Raw genomic sequence first — 16,825 nt, 5'->3', positions numbered from 1 at the left:
CGCACCGCCGTCCGGTTCAGGTGGTGGGTCATCGGACGCGCACCGCCCGCTGCATCGCCTCGGCGGACAGTTCGGTGGCCGCGCGCCGGGTGGCCTCGCCGAGCCGGTCGGTACGGATCGGCCCGCCGCCCGCCAGATGGCGGTCGTAGGGCAGGTGCACGACGGTCACGCCCGTCTCGCGCAGATGGGCCATGGCCGCCTTCAACTCCAGGCTCGGATCGGTGCTGTTGGTGGTGAGTACCACCACGGTGGCGGCGAGCGCGTCCTGCGGCAGCTGGGCCAGCCAGTCCAGGACGATCCGGCTGCCGTTGACACCCTCCGCGGTCTGCGGCGCGACCACCACGCGTGCGTGGGCGGTGGCCATGGCGGTGCGGGCGATCTCGCCGGGCAGCGACTCGCAGTCCACCACGGTCACGGCGAAGTAGCGGCGCAGCGAGAGCGTCACCTTGCGATACGTCGGGATGTCCAGCGGTGCGACGCCGAGGCGTCCCTGGCTGGCCGGCAGCAACCAGCCACCGCCGCCGATGGGGGACAGGTAGCCGGTCACGTCGGTCAGTTGCATCGACGGGGTGAGGATCTGGGCGAGGTCGGTGGCCGACCAGCGCACCGTCTGGGCCCCCAGGCGTACTGGGAGTGTGCCCAGCGCGGAGTCCGCGTCCAGGGCCAGGACCGGGTCGTGCCGGTAGTGGCTGAGGGTGCGGGTGAGGAGTGCCGAGGTGGTGGTCTTGCCTGCGCCGCCACGGATCGACGTCACCGCGATCACGCGGCCCGTGGTCACCGGCTGCTGCAACAACCCGGCGAGCCGGGTTTCCTCGCCCACGTCGCGCGCGGCGGACGAGGCCAGCTTGCGCAGGCCGCGTCCGGTGCGGCGGACCATCGAGTCGCCGTGCTGCGGGGTGCCCAGGGCGTAGGCGAGACGCGGGTCGAGGGTCGGTACGGACTCGGGTGAGGCGACCGGGGGCCTGGGCGGGCCGGGTGGTGGCGCGGCGGGGGAGGGGACGGTGGGGTGAGGCTGGTCGGGTGCGGGTGCGGGTGCGGGTGCGGGTGCGGGTGCGGGTGCGGGCGGGGTGGACGGTGCCTGGTGAGGCGGGACGGCCGGAGGCGGCGCCGCTTGCGGAAGCGGCTGCGGCATTGGCTGTGCGCCGACCGGAGATGCCTCCGGCCGGGACGGGGCATGCGGCTGCCCCGGGTGGGGACGCTGCTCGTCCGGGCTCCGCACGGGCAACGGCGAGCGACCGTCGTCAGGTGCGGGTTGCTCGGCGGACGCGTTGAGCTCTCGCAGTACGTCGTTCTGCCACCGGCCGGATGTCGTCATCACCGCCCCCTTACGCGAACGTGCCGAGCAGCCGCCCGTACACCCCGAACACCCCGAGAACCAACGGGAACAGAGCGATCACCCCGACCGACTCCAGCACGTCCCCGACCTTGCGAAGCCGCACGCGCACGTGCTCGGCCGGCTCCACGGCGAGCACACCGAGCGGCACCAGCGCCAGCACGACCAACACCCCGAGCGGACCCGCAGCGCCCTGCTGCTCCAGCCACAGCCACGCCAGCCGCGCCACGACGACGCCGGAGGCCAGCAGCAGCGCGACGACCTCGGCCACCAGCGGATACGCCCTGGCCCGCAGCGCGAGAACGAGGGCGACGGTCACCGCGAGCAGCACCGTCCACACCGTCACCGTCCGGATGACCATTACCCCGGCGAGCGCCCCGGATGCCGCCATCACCACCGTCGCCAGGGCCAGCCCCCGGTGCGTAGCGGCCATGGCGGTCCCCACCTGGAGCCGGCTCACCGACGTGCCTGCCGACCGCCGGTCGTCGAGCCCGGACAGCCCCGACGCCATCAACGCAATCCGCGGCAGAACTCCCGAGGCCACCACGGACACCACGGCGAGCAGCGCCGCCGCGCGAGCCGAACCGACGGCCTGCTCGCCGCCGGACTGCAGAGCGAGCGCGACCTCCCAGCATGCTCCGACCCCGGCAAGCGCACCGGCGCCGACCAGAGCACCGCGCCCGAACGGCGTGAACCCACCGAACAGCAACAACGCCACAACCACCACCGCGACCACGGCGCCCCACCGCACCGCTGCGGACCACCCGTTGGCGTCGGCGAACGACCACGCACCCACGAACCCGACAGCGGCACTCGCGCCGATCAGCGCCGTGGCGAGTCCCTTGCGCCCGGACCGACCGAGCAGCACACCGGCCACTGCGGCGACGACCGCGGCGATTGCCAAGGCACTGCCGACGGTTCGCGCCTCGTACCCGTCGCGGGCGACGAACGACGCGGCCACGGCCCAGGCAACACAGGCCCCGGCAGAGACGATCCTCCGCGCTCGCGCGCCCCACCGCCAGGCCCGCACATCCAGATCATCGGCCGCTTCGTCGCTCACGTCATGCACGACGGGGGCGGACGGCGCATGCTCGATGCGCACCAGTCGCAGCACGGCGCCATCGGGCACGCCCGAGGACTCCAGCGTGGCGTCCTGTTCCAGAGCGCTGCCGTCGGCCGTCACCAGGTGCCGGGCCTGCGGCCGTTCACCGATCCGGTTGTCCAGCAGCCGCATCACCTCAGGAAGAAGCAGCCCGATCGGCTCCTGCGACGGCAGCACCAGATCAATACGGCGCCGCTCACCGACCAACGTGATGCGGCTCAACGCCGTACGACTCACAGCCCCCTGGGAAATCACGCGTTCGAACCTATCATCGGGCGGAATCCCCACTCTGGGGCGATCCGGAACCGGAAACAGAAGGCGCCGACGGCGTCGACGCGGGTGCGGACGTCCCGTATCCGGTCTTCCCGATCACCCGATGCGAAATGAACGACCAGCCCACGCACCCGGCGCACAACACAGCGGCGATCACGACACCCGCGAACGCCTTACCCAACCGCTCATCCACGGTACGTCGTTGCCGCTGCGCACCGAACAACACAGCATCGCGGAGCCGTCGGCGACGGACCGCCACCGACTCGAGGAGCTGACTGTCGTAATCCTGGGCTGACATGACTCAATTCCGGTGGGATTCTCAGGTCTCGAACTCGCCGGCCCACGCACCCTGCAGGAGTGCTCTGGGAAGGTAATCAGATTCTATGTCGACGGGGAAACCCGCATCGTAGGCGAAGCACGCCATGGCGAGCGGCCCGGCTGCGACAGCTCCTGAACTGAGGCGGGAGCGATCTACGTCCGCCGACCAGTACTCCCGGTGCCACTGGATGGCCTGAGCAAGCGTGCTGCTGAATCGAACGTGGTCCTGGCGGAGGAGTTGATGCAGCAGCTCCATCGGGGGCCACACAATCTTCGACAACAGATCAGAGGGAGCGAGGCGTGCCATAGGTGGTGTCGTGCCCCGGACTGCGGCCACGAGCTTGTCACTCAAGCCTGGCCGACCGAGCCAGTAAGCTTGGAGCGCTTCAATCCAGTCATAGATGTATTCGTCGTATTCGGCGCCGGATGCGCGGAGCAGGGAGACCGGAACCTGGCACAGCTTGGTGAGACGGTCCTTCTCGCGGCAGATCACGCAGAGCCAGAACGCGGTGGTCCAGTTGACTGCGTTGACATGTGGCTGGGCACCTGTGGCAGGTATGGTCCGCAGCTCACGTGCGATGCGCGTCTGCACCGTTCCACTACTGAGCATGGCGGCATCGAAGAGCGCGGCGCCCGCCTGCATGGCGGTGACCCAGGCATCCCAAGTCTCGAACCGATCTGCCAGCGGATCCTTGATGCAGCAGGTCTGTGCGCGGGTCAAGGCCGAGTGCAATGCGTCGCTGACTGCCTGGGGCGCCTCGTCAAGGTCTTCAAGCGCCCATGCCACGTTGCGGTTGAGTACCTTCAGGTCTGCCGCCAGATTCTCTCGGGGAATGTTGTGGCGGGAATCAACGAGGGGAACGCCATCTCCTTCCACTTCTTGGCCCCTCTGTCAGTGGAACCAGTTCGTCAAGTCAGGGCCCAGGCCGTTCTCGTCCGCGTCCGGATCTGCGAGGCCGTCTACGGTAGCTGCTCCGAAGTAGGTCGGCTCTCCGGGCTCTGGAGGCATGCCCAGCAGGTTCGAGAGATCGTTCAGTGCGGCGGTGAATCTGGGGGCATTGTTCTCACGAACAGCGGGGTGGGGCCTCCCCGTGAAGTCGTAGTGGCCCCAAATGTCGTGATGCACGGACAGCTCGGCGGAGAGGCCGGTGGGAGCGGTGCACAGGGACAGGTCGACCAATCGGTACTCACTCCGGGCTTCGCCCCCTTCGTTGATCCACGTGCCCGTGCCGAGCACATCGAGGAACGAGATATGGGCGGATGGGTGGGAGGCAGGACGGCTGCCGCGTACCCGTTCCGGAAGGTCCTGGCTGCCAAGCGATGTCTTGGCGAGGTCAAGTGTGGTGGTGATTCCGGTGGTCCCCATGCCTGTGACGTTCCAGACGTATTCCAACTGGAGTGGGGTGAGGAGTTCGTGTCGGGTCAGCACCTCAGTCATCCGCGCACCGAGAGACAGTGCAGACTCCAGGCCCGGCGTATCGAATTCGTCGAGATCCCAATACCAGGAACCGCGTTCCCTCGGCGAACGCATCAAGGTCGACATATTCATTCCTTACGGGAAATGCTGGGCGGTTCTGCGGCACGGCAAGGGGTCGTCGGTGAAGCGGAGAACGAATGTCGCGCCAGCTTCCTCGCGCGGACACCGCGTCGTGGAGCCTGCGGCGGCGCACGGACACCGACTCAAGGAGTTTTCCTTTGGGTGGCCGGCGCAGTTATGAGTGCGCCGCCTTGTGGATGACCTGGATGTCTGCACCTTGGTGCCGAAGCCAGTTCTGCAGGTCGCTCCCTGCAAGCTTGTGTGACTGGTCCATGTCCACAAATTCGGCCGGGCCGAAGACGGTCCCGGTGGCACCGTGAAGGACCGTCTTTCTGTCGAGCGTTACTTTGAAGGAGTTTTCGTCGAAGACGGCGCCGCTGAGGTCTGCCCCACGGAGGCTGACCTCAAGTAGAGACGAACCCATGAAGCGAGTACCGCGGCAGCTCGCACCTGTTGCATCAACGCCGTATAGGGATGCCTTGATCAGGTTTGCCCGGTCGAGGATGGCGCCGCGTAGCGTCGCCTCGTCGAGATTGACTCGGACGAGAGAGCTTTCCGTGAGGTTGGCTCGGTCAAGGTCGGCACCCTCTGCATCGGAACGATAGAACTCGCATCCCACCAGGCGGGCGTCGGTAAGATGACCCTCCGTAAACCAGGATTCGGAGAAATCTCCGTGAGAAAGATCCGATCCCCTTAGGTTGAGGCCCACTGCATCAAGACCGCCCACCCCGCTCTGAAGCCATTCGCGCAATCGCTGTGCTGCGACCGGGTCTTCGGGGAACCTCGCTGGCGCCCAGTCGCTACGGGTACCAGATGACATTGTCTTCCCAGCCGTTCGTCTCGATGATGGTCTTGATGTTGTCGATTGCAGCCTGGTTCGCGTTCCGCACGTCCAGGATAACGGTGCGGTTCTTCTCCACGATCTGCTCGGAGAGCTTCAGAACCCACTTGCCGTTCTTGGCCGGGTTGTACGCGCCACGGAAGGGCCCTGCCAGTAGCGCCGGGTCTTGAACATTGTTGAAGGGTGGCCAGTAAGAGTGAACACCTTTGATGTCGTAGTGCTGTCCGGTGCTGGGTGAGTAGAACTCTCCGCGGTCGGCTTCAGTCGGACGTCTGATGTCCGAGGGCAAGCGCCCTTGATCGCGAAGGTCCAGGCCGACACGCGCCTCGTCCTTCGACGGATCGGAAATGCCGCCGTTCTTGTCGGGATCGCGCTGCAGATGATCGAAGTCGTCGGGGCTCCGCTTCTCTACGTCCTCCAAGTGCCCCCAGTGTGCGGCCTTTTCCTCAGGAGTCAATGCAGGGAGCGGTTCATTGATCCTCTCAGGAGCTGTGCTACCAGCTGAGGCGCTCTCATGGGCTGTGTCGTGCCCTCTCCCCGTTCCACCATGCTGCTCAACGGCATCGCTGCCCGGTGTTGCACTGCCGGGGCTATCTGCTGCGTGGCTGGGACCATGCCCCGCGTCGCCGTGGCGGCCGCCCCCCGGTGCGGGCTCCTCGGCGCCGCCCGCGACACGCGCCCCGGAGCTCCCGGCCTGGTCCCCGGCTGCCGATGCCGAATGCTGCAGGCTGCTGTGCCCGACGGTCGCTCCATTGCCGGAGCCGTTCGTGAGGCTGTCTCCGGCATGAGCGGTGACGAGCCGAGGGGAGTGCGTGCCGGGTACGGACGTGTGTGGCGTTGAGTCCAGGGCGGCGCGATCAGCGGCCGACATCTCGACCTTGGCTGCACTCCTGTGCAGGCCGCCGTCGGCATCAAGCAGATGCCCTTGGTCGGTCAGGTAGACGACCTTCCCGGTGGCGTTGTCCACGTACGGGATCGCCGTCTCGGGAATGCTGGGCGAACGGACTGCGTCGGCCTCCCGGAGGAGGTCGACCGAGGCGCCGGTGCGGAGGTTCTTCAGGGCCGTGAAGGTGTCGCCGACCTTGACGAAGGCGAACTTGCCCGCCTTGCCGACGTACGTCATCGGGTCGACGATCCGAGCCGCCTTGCCGGTGATGGACAGTGCGCGGGCGACCGCTCCCGCCTTGCCCGCGCCCGAGGCCGCGCTGCCGGCGCCGCCGGTGAAGATGGCGGTGACGGCGTTGAAGGTGACCGCTCCGGCCGCGCGGGACGGGTTGGTCTTCCAGGTGTCCCAGGCGACCAGCGCCTTGCCGGTCTCCTTCATGGTGGTGCGCGATTCGCGCAGCCAGGTGGGGAGTTTGTCGTCGGGGGCCGTCCAGTAGGCGGCGGCGACCCCGGCGCCGCCGAACATGGCGGTGGAGGTGATGGCCAGACCGGTACCGAGTTGGGCGAGGTGCTTCCAGGCCTGACCGGCGGCCGCCCAGCCGTCGGTGCCGACGAGCGTGCCCAGGCCCGTGATGGTGCCCCACACGCCGTCGACGATGAAGCCGTCCCACACGTAGCTCTTGATCTGGTGCCCGAGCCAGGCCAGGCCCTCGTACTCGCGCTCGGCCGACGAGCCCCACGGGGTCTCTTCGGCGTGGTCGAGGTCGTCGGCCTTGAAGCCGTACATGTTCTTGGCGTGGGAGCCGTCGTCGGTGGTCAGTGCCGTGCCGCCGATGAGCGCCATGATCTTGTTGTAGGCGGCGCGCTCGGCGGACTGGAACGCGGCGACCGTGTGGTTGACGTCGTGCCACAGGTCGTTGTTGTGGTCGACCTTGTCCTGGTCCTTGCGCCAGTCGTCGTCTCCGGACACCGAGTTCACGAACGCGGTCGCGTCCGCCTTCAACATGTCCAGCTTCTTGACCAGCGGCTGGACCTCGGTGCTGTAGGCGGACAGCGCGGAGGAGACCTTCTCCAGGTCGTCGGCGAACGCGTCGGTCTTCGTCTTCACCGGCAGCGTGGTGGCGAACAGCTGGTCCGCCTCCGGTGCCTGGTAGAACGCGGACAGGCCCTGGAACTCGGTGTGTACGTCCGCGCCTGCCGAACGGAACTCGCCCGCATGCGTGTTCAAGTTCGTGACATCGGAATCCAGAGTGGCCAGATCGCCGATGAAGTGCGGGATCCCGGACGGGTCGATCAGCTGGTCGCTCACCGCTACTGCCCCTCCGTACGACGCCCGGTCTCACCCGGACCCGGCCCCTGGGCCCGACCCGCTCCCGGCATGTCGATCTTCGGCTCCTGGGCCGCGGCGTGCTGGGCGTTCGCCGCCTGCTCACGCGCCCCCTGCACGTAGGCGCCTGTCGCCTCGGCCGCACCGTTCAGCGACTTCTCGGTGCGCTTGGCGATGTAGAGCAGATCCCGGTTCCAGTGCTGCGCGAATTGCGCAAGGGCCGCACCCACCACACCCGCCGTACTCGTGTAGGGGCCGTACTGGCTGGTGAGCGTGCCCGCGGCGGATGACGCGGACTCCAGATCCTTCTGCATCGCGCCGCCGGCCTTGGACATGTCCTGCGCCGCGGCGCCCGACTTGGACAGCACACCGGACACCCCGGCCGGGTCGATGTCCCACCCCGTCACGACCATCCCCCTCGTCCCCGTTGAACGGCGCGCGCCAGGGCCCGCGCCGGTACTCACATCACGTAACTCGGCGTGCGTCAGCCGATGTTGTTCACGGCCGCGCGCGCCCTGGCGAGGGTGGACTGGGCCGTGGCGTCGTTCTTCTCCAGCGTCGTGCGGACCAGCTGGATGATGTCGCGCACCTCGTTCGCGGCCCGGTTCCAGCGGACTTCCTTGCCGTGGTACTCGTCCGAGACCCCGTCGGCCTGGTAGTCGGCCATCGCCGTCTTCACGGCACGGTCGCGGTCGCCGAGGACGGTCTCCAGGCGGCCGATGATGCCGTGCAGGCTGCCCTGCACCTCGGCGGAGGCGCCGGTGTCGTACGAACGTCGGTCCTGCGTCGCCATGATCGTCAATCCCCCGTGTGTCTCAGCCGCTGAAGCGGGCCGCGTCGAAGTTCGCGGCGCCCATGTTCTGCTGCGCGTTGTCGGACTGCTCCTGGTCACCCGTCCCGAACGCGGTGTCCATCCCGGACTGCCCGCCCAGGATCGAGGACAGCGAACCGTTCAGCGCGGCCGTGATGTCGTCCGCGTTCGCCTTGAACGCATCGAACATCGCCTTGCCCTCACCGTTGAACTTCCCCTCCAACGGCTGCGCCGCGGCGATCAACTGCTGAATGAGTGCACCCAGATCGTCACTCGACCCGCTCGTGCTCTTGGCCAGCGTCGACAGAGTCGTCGACCCCATGTCGAACTTCATGTTCCCCGCTCCCCGTCCACCAGCGTCAGTTGCTGCGCCGTCCCCTGGACGACACCCGCAACACCCACAGGCGTCACGGGAGTCACAAATCAATTCGTACATGTTCACCCAAAGGGAGCTGCGGACGCAACGTCTCCACGCCGGAGTGGCCGGATTTACGCGCCGACAGAGGAAGCAGGCCAGCCATGCCCGAGCTGCCGAGCAGCCCGTCGCCCCACCAACCAGGGCCCGGCAGGCGGCCCTTGGCGAACCCTGGAGGGCAGAAGGCAGGGGGCCTGCCCTCCAGAGCTGCTACCGCCGTCCGGCCGCACGCACCCCGGAGCCGGGGTCGCGTGGGAAGCGACCCACCAGCACAGAGGGACCGCGCAGGCGGAAGCGTCAGTGAACCGTCCTCATCGGCTGGAGCCCTCGCAACGGCCGGGGTCGGCTTCGTACAGATGGTCTTGTCCTCGATCCGCGCGGTGACCTCGTCGTTCTTCTCCAGCGACGATGGGGTGAAGTCGGCGCTGCCGCCGTCCTTCTTGGTCAGCGCGTCGCACGCCTTCTCGGAGATCTGGTTGACCACGATCTGCCCCCCCGCATCCCGTCCGCCCCATCTCTCAGAGCTTCTTGGCGAGGTCCGTCTTCGCGAGCCACCAGTGGTCGATCCGGATCAGCGCAGGCCGTCGTTGCCGACCCGCGTGCAGGCGCTGTTCCAGCAGCCGGTGCCGCCCACGGTGTCGTCGCCCGTGAGGTTCGCGGTCGTGATGAAGGTGACCTTGGACTGCCGCAGGGTGTTGGAGAACAGGGCGAACTTGCTGTGCTGGTACGCGGAGCCCTTGTTCCCGATGCGCCCCGAGCCCCCTTCACGCCCACGCCCCGCTCGGCGGCGTCGGTGAGGCTCGCGGCGACGTCCTCGTCGTGGAACAGGAAGGTGCTCAGGTGGATCGAGCCGTGTTCGGATCCGTCGATCAGACGATCAGCTGGTCCTTGACCTCGGTGCCACCAGGCTTGCTGAGCACCGCACTTGTGCCGAGCTCCAGCGGTGGCGCCGCTGTCACGGTGGTGGGCGCGCTGAGCCCGAACGCCGCGAGAATTCCGGCTGCGACGACAAGGAGAATTCTGCGCATGCCGGTCACCTCCGAATCTCTGCGGCCGCATCGGTGGCCGGTGCGGAGTGCGCCGCGGTCGTCGTGCTACCCGGTTCGCGCCGCGGTCGTGCGCACGCCCGTGCGGGCTGTGGTGATCTTCGGACGCATGACTCGTGCCGTCTCCCCAAGATGCTCACACCGCCGAAGCCCCTGCCCTCACAGAACCAACGGAAGACTCAGTGGTTGCCGTCGCAGGTCAGTGATCCGGCGGCTGAGGGCGGAAGTTCGGCGTTGTGCCACCGTCGCTCCCCGCTCGGGGACGGGTGATCGTTAGGCGATCACCAGGGAAGTGGGCTCGTTGCTCAAGCCCAAGGGGGTGGTGGCCGAGACCGTGTTGGTCGTCGTGTCCACGCGGATGATCGTGCTGGACGTGTTGTTGGCGACCCAGATGTCGGTGCCGTCGCCGATGATGCCGGTGGGTATGTGGCCGACCGTCAGGGTGCCGGTCACGGCCAGGCGGGAGGTGTCGATGATCGACAGGGAGTCGTCGTTGGCGTTGGTGACGTACGCGTGCGAGCCGTCGCCGGTGAAAGCCACGTTCCACGGGGCGCGGCCGGTGGTGATGCGCTTGGTGACCTTGCCGGTTGCGGTGTCCACCACGGCTACACGGTCGTCCATCGGCAGAGTGACGTAGCAGGACTTGCCGTCGGGGCTCAGCGTGGCGCCTCGGGCGCGGGACAGCCCGCTCAGGACGGTCAGCCGACGGCCTTCCGCCGCGTCCAGCACGTACAGACCGTTGCTGCAGGGAACGTACAGCCGGGCGCCGTCGGGAGACACCGCGACCGTGTACGGGGCCTCACCGGCCTGGTACGTGGCGGTCACCGTGTCGGTCGCGACGTCGATCACCGAGATGTCCCGCGAGCCGCCGGAGCCGGTGTCCGGGCCGGTGTCGGCCACGTATACGCGGGTGTTGTCCGGCGAGGCGGTGGCGCCGTGCGGGTACACGCCCACGGTGATCTTCTTCGTGATCTTGTTGGTGGCCCGGTCGACCACCGCGACCGTGTTCGTGCCGGAGTTCGCCACGTACACCTTGCCCGCGGCGGCCGTGATGCCGTACGGGTTGGTGAACCCCTTGACCGCGGCGATCAGGGTGCCGGACGACCGGTCGAGGATCGCGAGTCCGCCGCCGAGCGACGCGACATACACGGCGGGCGTGGTCGTGTCCGCCGCGGCGTCCAGGTGGCTCTGGCTGGACACCGCCTCCATGATGCCGGGGAAGTTGGTGCCCTTGCCGTGGTCGGGATAGTCGTCGCGGGCGCTGGTGCGCACCTCGTCCAGGCGGCTGGGCGAGTCACGCAGGGCGCCGCCCCGGCGCCGGCCCGGGTTCTTCTGAGAGGGCATGGGGGACGGCGACTGCTGCTGGTGCGGCGGCGTCTGGTCCGTGCCGGGAAGCGTCGGCGCGGGCAGGTTCCCGGCCTCGTACTCCGCCAGCCAGAACGATGGCAGCGTGGGCGGCATGGGCGGGAACCGCTTGTTCACCCTCATGCCGAGCGCGGACGTCAGGTCGCCGAACGTCTCGCGCCGCCAGTCCGTGATGTTGGCCGCGCGCACGCCGGTGACCTGCTCCAGGAACTGCAGGACGGACGTGTGGTCGAACGCCTCGCTCGCCACGTGCCCGCCGCGCGTCCACGGTGACACGATCGTGCAAGGCACCCGGAACCCGCCGCCGATGGGCAGCCCGCCCACGAACTCGCCCGGGGTGCCGGCCGGCGGCGTGGGCGGCGGCACATGGTCGAACAGCCCGTCGTTCTCGTCGTAGTTGATGATGAAGACGGTCTTGGAGAACAGGTTCGGGTCGGATGCGACCGCCTCGAGCTTGCCCGCCACGAAGTCGGCCGCGGCGGCCGGGAGATACGCCGGGTGGGAGGACTGTTCCGACGTCGGGATGATCCACGAGACGGCGGGCAGCCGGCCGCGCTTGACGTCGTGCTCGAACTGATCCGCCGGGCCGATCCGCATGCCGCGCGTGTGCAGCGGCGAGCCGGGTCTGGCGTCCTGGAACGTCTGGAAGAACTCCAGCGGGTTGCAGCCGTAGTCGTCCTCGTCCTGGTAGACGCGCCAGCTCACCCCCGCCTCCTCCAGCTGCTCGGGGTAGGACTTCCAGCGGTAGGGCTGCGGGACGGTGTTGTTGATGATCGGGCCGCCCGCCGTGCCGTCCGGGTCGATGGTGCCGGACATGAGGTAGAGGCGGTTCGGCCAGGTGGGGCCCATGAGGGAACAGAAGTAGCCGTCGCACAAGGTGAACGCGTGGGCCAGCGCGTAGTCGAAGGGGATGTCCTGCCATTCGTAGTAGCCCATGGTGTACGGCCCGACCGCGTCTCCATCGGCTCGCCGGTGTGCGGGCAGCCAGTTGTCCATCTTGCCGTTGTTCCAGGCCTCGTGCTGTACGGACCAGGCGTGGCTGGTGGAGGGGATGGCCTGGGCGCTGGTGCGGTGGGTGTCCAGGTGCCAGGGCAGCAGGTAGCCGTCCGGGTTCTTCGGATCCGGCTGGTAGAACACGGACTTGCCGCCCGGGAGCTTCAGCGCGTCCGGGTCGTCGAATCCGCGGGCCCCGGCCAGCGAGCCGAAGTAGTGGTCGAACGAGCGGTTCTCCAGTGTCAGGATGACCACGTGCTCGATGTCTCGCAGGGATCCGGGTTTGGCGGTCGCGGCTGCCGCCACTTGCAGATTGGGCGGCAGGTACGAGGCGATGAGCGCACCGGCGGCGGTGCCGGCCATGGATCCGAGCAGTCGACGACGTGTGATCTCGGGCATGTATGAGACACCTTTCTGGCACGACGGTGCGGACGCGTTTCCCCGAGCGGACAGCAGGTCTCTTGATTACTCGGCCGCATGCGGGTGCCTGACCGGACCGGCTCCGGCACGCGGCTGCGGTGACGTGGGAGCGAGAGGTGACTTGGATGACCATTACACGGATGTGCCGCGAGGGGCAGTTGTGTGAGGGGACTTTGCGGGCTCTTTGCGGACGGGCTGAGGGGCTGTCACCTCGTGGTGCATGCGGACCGCTGGAGTCGCCGTAACGTGCCGCTCCGGTAGCGGACTTGACGGGGCGGTCCTGTGAACGCGGGCAGGAAGAAGGCCCGTTTAAGGTGCTTCGTGCTTCGTGCTTCGTGCTTCGGCGGGACGGGCTCTCGGCTCGGATCGAGGACCGGGAGCTTAGACGTCGTTTCTGTTGGTGGGGAGGTGCCGGGCATCATGGTCGTCGGTGGGGGGCGATGGTGAGAGGACTGGTGCGGCAAGTGTTTGGAGGCGTACAAACGGCTTTGACCGAGCTGTGGCAGCAGCACTGGCCCAACTGTCCCCCGGTCGGGTACAAGCTCCGCGACCCGTACCGGGATCTCTGGGTGCGCTTCCACAGCCTGCCGGAGTCGAAGCGATACGCAGAGGACGAGAGCGAATACGCCGTCGTCCTGGAGCGGTACAACACTGTCCTCGATTAGTTGTTCGCAGGTGGGGATGTCTACGTGATCACCCCGGTTTGGGCGACCGAAGCCGAGGTTCCACCATCCCAGCCAGACGATGTCTACTGGCAGACCCTGCTGGTGAAGGACGATCCAGACCCGCAGTTCCGTACCTACTGCCACCTCTTCGCCGCCCGCCGGCCCTGGCGATACGGCTGCCTCGACGAGCTGCTCCGTGACATCGCGGACGACGAGGTTGCGGGAGTCCTGATCGCCGACACCCAGCTGCGACGCGTCTACCACCCCTACGACGGCGGAGCCGATGTCTTCCTCGCTACGCCCGGGGAACGGGATCGGATGCGCGATAGGCATGCCGACTGGCTTTCCAGCCACCCGTTGGGGCTCTGACGTAACGGGCTCACCAGCCCGCCCACGTCGCCGGGGTCAGGTAGCCAGCCGACGGAGGCACATGCGGAGGGCCGCTATGCCGACGAAGGCGAGGAAGTGTTCGGCCTTGCGCTCGTAGCGTCGGTGTAGGCGTCGGCAGCCGGCCAGCCAGGACATGGTTCTCTCGACCACCCAGCGGTGGCGGCCGAGCCGTTGTGAGGACTCGACGCCTTTGCGGGCGATGCGGTGGCGGATACCACGGCTGCGAAGCCACCGACGCAGGTGGTCGTAGTCGTAGCCCTTGTCGGCGTGCAGCTTCGCCGGGCTCCGGCGGCGCGGGCCGCGACGGGAGCGGATGGGTGGGATGCTGCGCACGAGCGGTTCCAGGCCCAGGCTGTCATGCATGTTCGCACCGGATATACCCAAGGACAGCGGGATTCCCTGGCGGTCGGTGATCAGGTGGATCTTCAATCCCAGCTTGCCTCGGTCGGTCGGATTCGGTCCCGTCAAGGGCCACCTTTTGCAGCCCGGACGCTGACCGAGTCGATGGCGCACCGCGACCAGTCAAGATCGCCCCGGGCGCCGAGTTCGTCGAGCACGACCCGATACAAACGAGCCCAGACCCGTTCCCGGCTCCACTCCCGCCGGTCACCTGCAACCGGCTCGACGGCTTCCAGCTCTCCGAGAACAGCGACGTCTGGATCGCCTACGAGCGGGCCATCTTCCAGACCGAACTGCACCGGATCACCAACGTCATCACCGGAATCGTCGCCCCGCACGCCAAGAAGGCACCCAAGGACGAGTGGGTACGCCTGGTGCTCGAACAACTCGGCGGCGTCAAAGCCACCCTCGAAGTCCTCACCCGCATGGAACGATGACCATGACCCACACGAACGATCCTGCACCGGCCACCGGGGTGCGCAAACGCACCTATCCCAGCGACACCACGGACGCCGAATGGGCCGTCCTCGAACCCCTGTTGCCCACTCCGGCCTGCCGGCTGCCCGCTGGCGGACGACCGGAGAAGCATCCGCGCCGCAATGCCGTCGATGCGATTCGCTACGTCAACGACAACGGCGTGAAGTGGAGAGCCGTCCCCGTTGACTTCGGCGTCCCCTGGCGGACTGTCTACGGGTTCTTTCAGCGATGGCGGGCCAGCGGCGTGCTGGCACAGATTCATGCCGAGCTGCACGAGCAGGTCCGCGTCCATGACGGCCTCAACCCCCGCACCGTCGCGGTGATCCTCGATTCGCAGTCGGTCAAGGGGGCCGAGACAGTCGGCCAGGACACCCGCGGTTTCGACGGCCATAAAATGATCAACGGGCGCAAACGGCATCTGGCCGTGGACATGCGGGGCATGCCCCTGACCGTGATGGTCACCAAAGCCTCCCCGCACGACAGCGTCCCTGCTCGCGACCTGCTCTTCCGCCTCCGCCTCACGCACCCCGAGATCACCGTCGTCTGGGCGGATGCCGCTTACGGCGGACCCCTCGCCGACTGGGCCCGCTCCTTTCTCGGCCTCACCCTGAAGACGGTGCCCCGCCGCAAGGACCAGGACGGCTTCGCGGTGCTCGCAAAACGGTGGCGCGTGGAGCGGGCCATTTCGTGGGTCATGCAAGCCCGCAGAAACGTGCGGGACTACGAACGGCTCATCTCTCACAGCGAAGCCCACATCACTTGGACCACGATCACTCTCATGACGCGCCGTCTCACCCGCCCTCCACGCCCGCCCCGGACGTCACCACACCTCCCCGAGCCTGTGAAAGGAGCTTGCAAACCCATGCCGATCCGCATCCGGATGCAGCCACAGATGATTCGCCTGGCTCCTGGCGCCTTGCAATGACCGCGGGACCTGACACGGCGTCTGCTTGCAGACATGCATGCCGCAGTGACGCTTGGGACTGTCACAGGGGGAACCGCTCCGGGCGGAAGTCCGCAAGCATCTCCTCTCTCGTCCCGCTGAGGATCTCCGAAGCAAGCAGCTGGCCAATCACGGGCCCGAGCGTGATGCCACTGTGGGAAACGGCCTCGTAGTAGCCCGGCACGGACGGCACCGCTCCCACCGAGGGGAAACCGTCGGCGGGGATGGGGCGATGGGCAATCCGTGTCTGTGCGATGCGGGAGTTGCCGAATTCGGGAACGACATGCCGCGCCGACTCGTGGAGCAGCCGTGCGAGTTGCGCCGGATCTTCGCCGGTGTCGATCAGTGCGTCGATCTCGCGGCTGTGGAGGACCACCGAAGCGTCTCCGTCAGGACGGATCTCGATGTGAGGTGCGTGCATGGCCCGGTGAACCGGGACCTGAGTACAGCCGATCCGGGTGATGACGCCCGGTTCTCGGCGCATCGGCAGGTGCCGCGCGACGAACTCGGCGACGCGGGAGGCTCTGGGGCCTGCCGCGTTCACGACCATGTCGACGTCGAGACGGCTCCGATCGGAAAGAGCAACTGTCCGGATCCCCCCGTCGGCACCGGTGCCGATGCCACAGACCGTGGTGCCGGTCCGGAGCTCGGCGCCGGATGCAACGGCCTGGCCGACCAGGCGGCCGACGAGATGACGTCCGTGCACCCAGGCTTCGTCGGGGTAGTACACGACTGGAACCTCGGCGGGAATCGTGAGAGCAGGTTCGAGGCCGCGGCGCACCTGAGCTCCCGTATACACCTCGGCCCGATAGCCCCAGCTGCCCAGTAGTCCGGCTGTTTTCAGAAGCTTCGCTTCCGCTGCGGGCTCGTCGGCCCAGCGCAGGTGACCGCTGGGATACCACCACGAATCCGGCCCGATGGTCCTGGCCAGCTCGCGGTATGCCGCCATGCCTGCGACGTTCAGGTCGAAGTAGGACTTGCGTGCGGTCTTGTTGCTGGCATTGGCCCACGAGAAAGACCAGTTGGTGACACCTTCGCCCGGTTGGCCTGCATCGATGAAGACCACCTTGGCACCTTGCCTGGACAGGTTCCAGCCCACGCTGGCTCCGAGGATGCCCACACCGATGACAGCAACACGTGCAGGTCGATTCACGGACCCGATCCTCACGAACGCCCCCTTCCCAGATCAGAGTGAACTCCCCTATCCAGCATGTATGAGCGCACCACAGCCCACCAGTCACGAGACGTCACGGTTCACCGGTTCTGACCCAGGCACTGAGTTCTC

15 protein-coding genes and 3 pseudogenes are annotated in these 16,825 nt (G+C 67.5%); 2 read left to right on the top strand and 16 right to left on the bottom strand.

Features of this window, described 5'->3' with window-relative positions; all coding sequences use genetic code 11:
- Positions 1 to 28: 28 nt before the first annotated feature.
- The 14 genes and pseudogenes from ACNYS0_RS07415 to ACNYS0_RS07350 all read right to left on the bottom strand — a co-directional run.
- Positions 29 to 1,132, bottom strand: a complete 1,104-nt coding sequence (locus ACNYS0_RS07415; RefSeq protein ID WP_422471876.1) for a nucleotide-binding protein — start codon at positions 1,130 to 1,132, stop codon at positions 29 to 31.
- Positions 1,133 to 1,325: 193 nt separating this feature from the next.
- Complete coding sequence (eccD, locus tag ACNYS0_RS07410; RefSeq protein ID WP_422471875.1) at positions 1,326 to 2,657, bottom strand: type VII secretion integral membrane protein EccD; 1,332 nt, start codon at positions 2,655 to 2,657, stop codon at positions 1,326 to 1,328.
- 46 nt (positions 2,658 to 2,703) lie between these two features.
- Positions 2,704 to 3,006: a hypothetical protein gene (locus ACNYS0_RS07405; protein WP_422471874.1), complete on the bottom strand. Its 303-nt coding sequence runs from the start codon at positions 3,004 to 3,006 to the stop codon at positions 2,704 to 2,706.
- A 21-nt stretch (positions 3,007 to 3,027) separates the two neighbouring features.
- Positions 3,028 to 3,903: an immunity 49 family protein gene (locus tag ACNYS0_RS07400; protein ID WP_422471873.1), complete on the bottom strand. Its 876-nt coding sequence runs from the start codon at positions 3,901 to 3,903 to the stop codon at positions 3,028 to 3,030.
- Positions 3,904 to 3,918: 15 nt separating this feature from the next.
- Entirely contained in the window at positions 3,919 to 4,569 is a 651-nt protein-coding gene (locus tag ACNYS0_RS07395; RefSeq protein WP_422471872.1) for a hypothetical protein, read from the bottom strand.
- 169 nt (positions 4,570 to 4,738) lie between these two features.
- Entirely contained in the window at positions 4,739 to 5,383 is a 645-nt protein-coding gene (locus tag ACNYS0_RS07390; RefSeq protein ID WP_422471871.1) for a pentapeptide repeat-containing protein, read from the bottom strand.
- Positions 5,364 to 7,598, bottom strand: a complete 2,235-nt coding sequence (locus ACNYS0_RS07385; RefSeq protein ID WP_422471870.1) for a prolipoprotein diacylglyceryl transferase — start codon at positions 7,596 to 7,598, stop codon at positions 5,364 to 5,366. Before ACNYS0_RS07385 ends, ACNYS0_RS07390 begins: the two co-directional genes overlap by 20 nt.
- A 2-nt stretch (positions 7,599 to 7,600) precedes the next feature.
- Positions 7,601 to 8,023 carry a DUF6507 family protein gene (locus ACNYS0_RS07380; protein ID WP_422471869.1) on the bottom strand — a complete coding sequence of 141 codons (423 nt, stop codon included), beginning with the start codon at positions 8,021 to 8,023 and terminating at the stop codon, positions 7,601 to 7,603.
- Between the two features lie 77 nt (positions 8,024 to 8,100).
- Complete coding sequence (locus ACNYS0_RS07375) at positions 8,101 to 8,409, bottom strand: pore-forming ESAT-6 family protein (RefSeq protein ID WP_422471868.1); 309 nt, start codon at positions 8,407 to 8,409, stop codon at positions 8,101 to 8,103.
- A gap of 22 nt (positions 8,410 to 8,431) precedes the next feature.
- Positions 8,432 to 8,761, bottom strand: a complete 330-nt coding sequence (locus ACNYS0_RS07370) for a hypothetical protein (protein WP_422471867.1) — start codon at positions 8,759 to 8,761, stop codon at positions 8,432 to 8,434.
- Between the two features lie 82 nt (positions 8,762 to 8,843).
- A complete protein-coding gene (locus ACNYS0_RS07365) occupies positions 8,844 to 9,326 on the bottom strand; it encodes a hypothetical protein (RefSeq protein ID WP_422471866.1) in 483 nt (160 codons plus the stop codon).
- A gap of 385 nt (positions 9,327 to 9,711) precedes the next feature.
- A complete protein-coding gene (locus ACNYS0_RS07360; protein ID WP_422471865.1) occupies positions 9,712 to 9,870 on the bottom strand; it encodes a hypothetical protein in 159 nt (52 codons plus the stop codon).
- Between the two features lie 291 nt (positions 9,871 to 10,161).
- Positions 10,162 to 11,097, bottom strand: coding sequence for a YVTN family beta-propeller repeat protein (locus ACNYS0_RS07355; RefSeq protein WP_422482490.1), 936 nt, complete (start codon positions 11,095 to 11,097; stop codon positions 10,162 to 10,164).
- 135 nt (positions 11,098 to 11,232) lie between these two features.
- Positions 11,233 to 12,645, bottom strand: a pseudogene (locus ACNYS0_RS07350) (alkaline phosphatase family protein); the annotation flags it as partial.
- Between the two features lie 461 nt (positions 12,646 to 13,106).
- On the opposite strand from ACNYS0_RS07350, the pseudogene ACNYS0_RS07345 reads away from it, so the two are divergent.
- A pseudogene (locus ACNYS0_RS07345) lies at positions 13,107 to 13,700 on the top strand (DUF3885 domain-containing protein).
- Between the two features lie 36 nt (positions 13,701 to 13,736).
- Here the strand turns inward: ACNYS0_RS07345 and ACNYS0_RS07340 are convergent.
- Positions 13,737 to 14,320 (bottom strand): annotated as a pseudogene (locus tag ACNYS0_RS07340) (IS5 family transposase); the annotation flags it as partial.
- Positions 14,321 to 14,595: 275 nt separating this feature from the next.
- Between ACNYS0_RS07340 and ACNYS0_RS07335 the strand changes: the two are divergent.
- Complete coding sequence (locus tag ACNYS0_RS07335) at positions 14,596 to 15,522, top strand: IS5 family transposase (RefSeq protein WP_422482488.1); 927 nt, start codon at positions 14,596 to 14,598, stop codon at positions 15,520 to 15,522.
- Positions 15,523 to 15,583: 61 nt separating this feature from the next.
- Here ACNYS0_RS07335 and ACNYS0_RS07330 read toward each other — a convergent pair whose 3' ends face one another.
- Entirely contained in the window at positions 15,584 to 16,693 is a 1,110-nt protein-coding gene (locus ACNYS0_RS07330) for an NAD(P)/FAD-dependent oxidoreductase (protein ID WP_422471864.1), read from the bottom strand.
- Positions 16,694 to 16,825 lie beyond the last annotated feature (132 nt).

The organism is Streptomyces anthophorae, from assembly GCF_049310305.1.
GTDB lineage: Bacteria > Actinomycetota > Actinomycetes > Streptomycetales > Streptomycetaceae > Streptomyces.
This window is presented reverse-complemented; position numbering and strand designations above follow the sequence as displayed.

Coding starts and splice junctions, on each gene's coding strand:
- ACNYS0_RS07415 (WP_422471876.1), bottom strand. CDS start 1,132: ATGCCGCAGCCGCTTCCGCAAGCGGCGCCGCCTCCGGCCGTCCCGCCT.
- ACNYS0_RS07405 (WP_422471874.1), bottom strand. CDS start 3,006: ATGTCAGCCCAGGATTACGACAGTCAGCTCCTCGAGTCGGTGGCGGTC.
- ACNYS0_RS07395 (WP_422471872.1), bottom strand. CDS start 4,569: ATGTCGACCTTGATGCGTTCGCCGAGGGAACGCGGTTCCTGGTATTGG.
- ACNYS0_RS07390 (WP_422471871.1), bottom strand. CDS start 5,383: ATGTCATCTGGTACCCGTAGCGACTGGGCGCCAGCGAGGTTCCCCGAA.
- ACNYS0_RS07375 (WP_422471868.1), bottom strand. CDS start 8,409: ATGGCGACGCAGGACCGACGTTCGTACGACACCGGCGCCTCCGCCGAG.
- ACNYS0_RS07370 (WP_422471867.1), bottom strand. CDS start 8,761: ATGAAGTTCGACATGGGGTCGACGACTCTGTCGACGCTGGCCAAGAGC.
- ACNYS0_RS07360 (WP_422471865.1), bottom strand. CDS start 9,870: ATGCGCAGAATTCTCCTTGTCGTCGCAGCCGGAATTCTCGCGGCGTTC.
- ACNYS0_RS07355 (WP_422482490.1), bottom strand. CDS start 11,097: ATGGAGGCGGTGTCCAGCCAGAGCCACCTGGACGCCGCGGCGGACACG.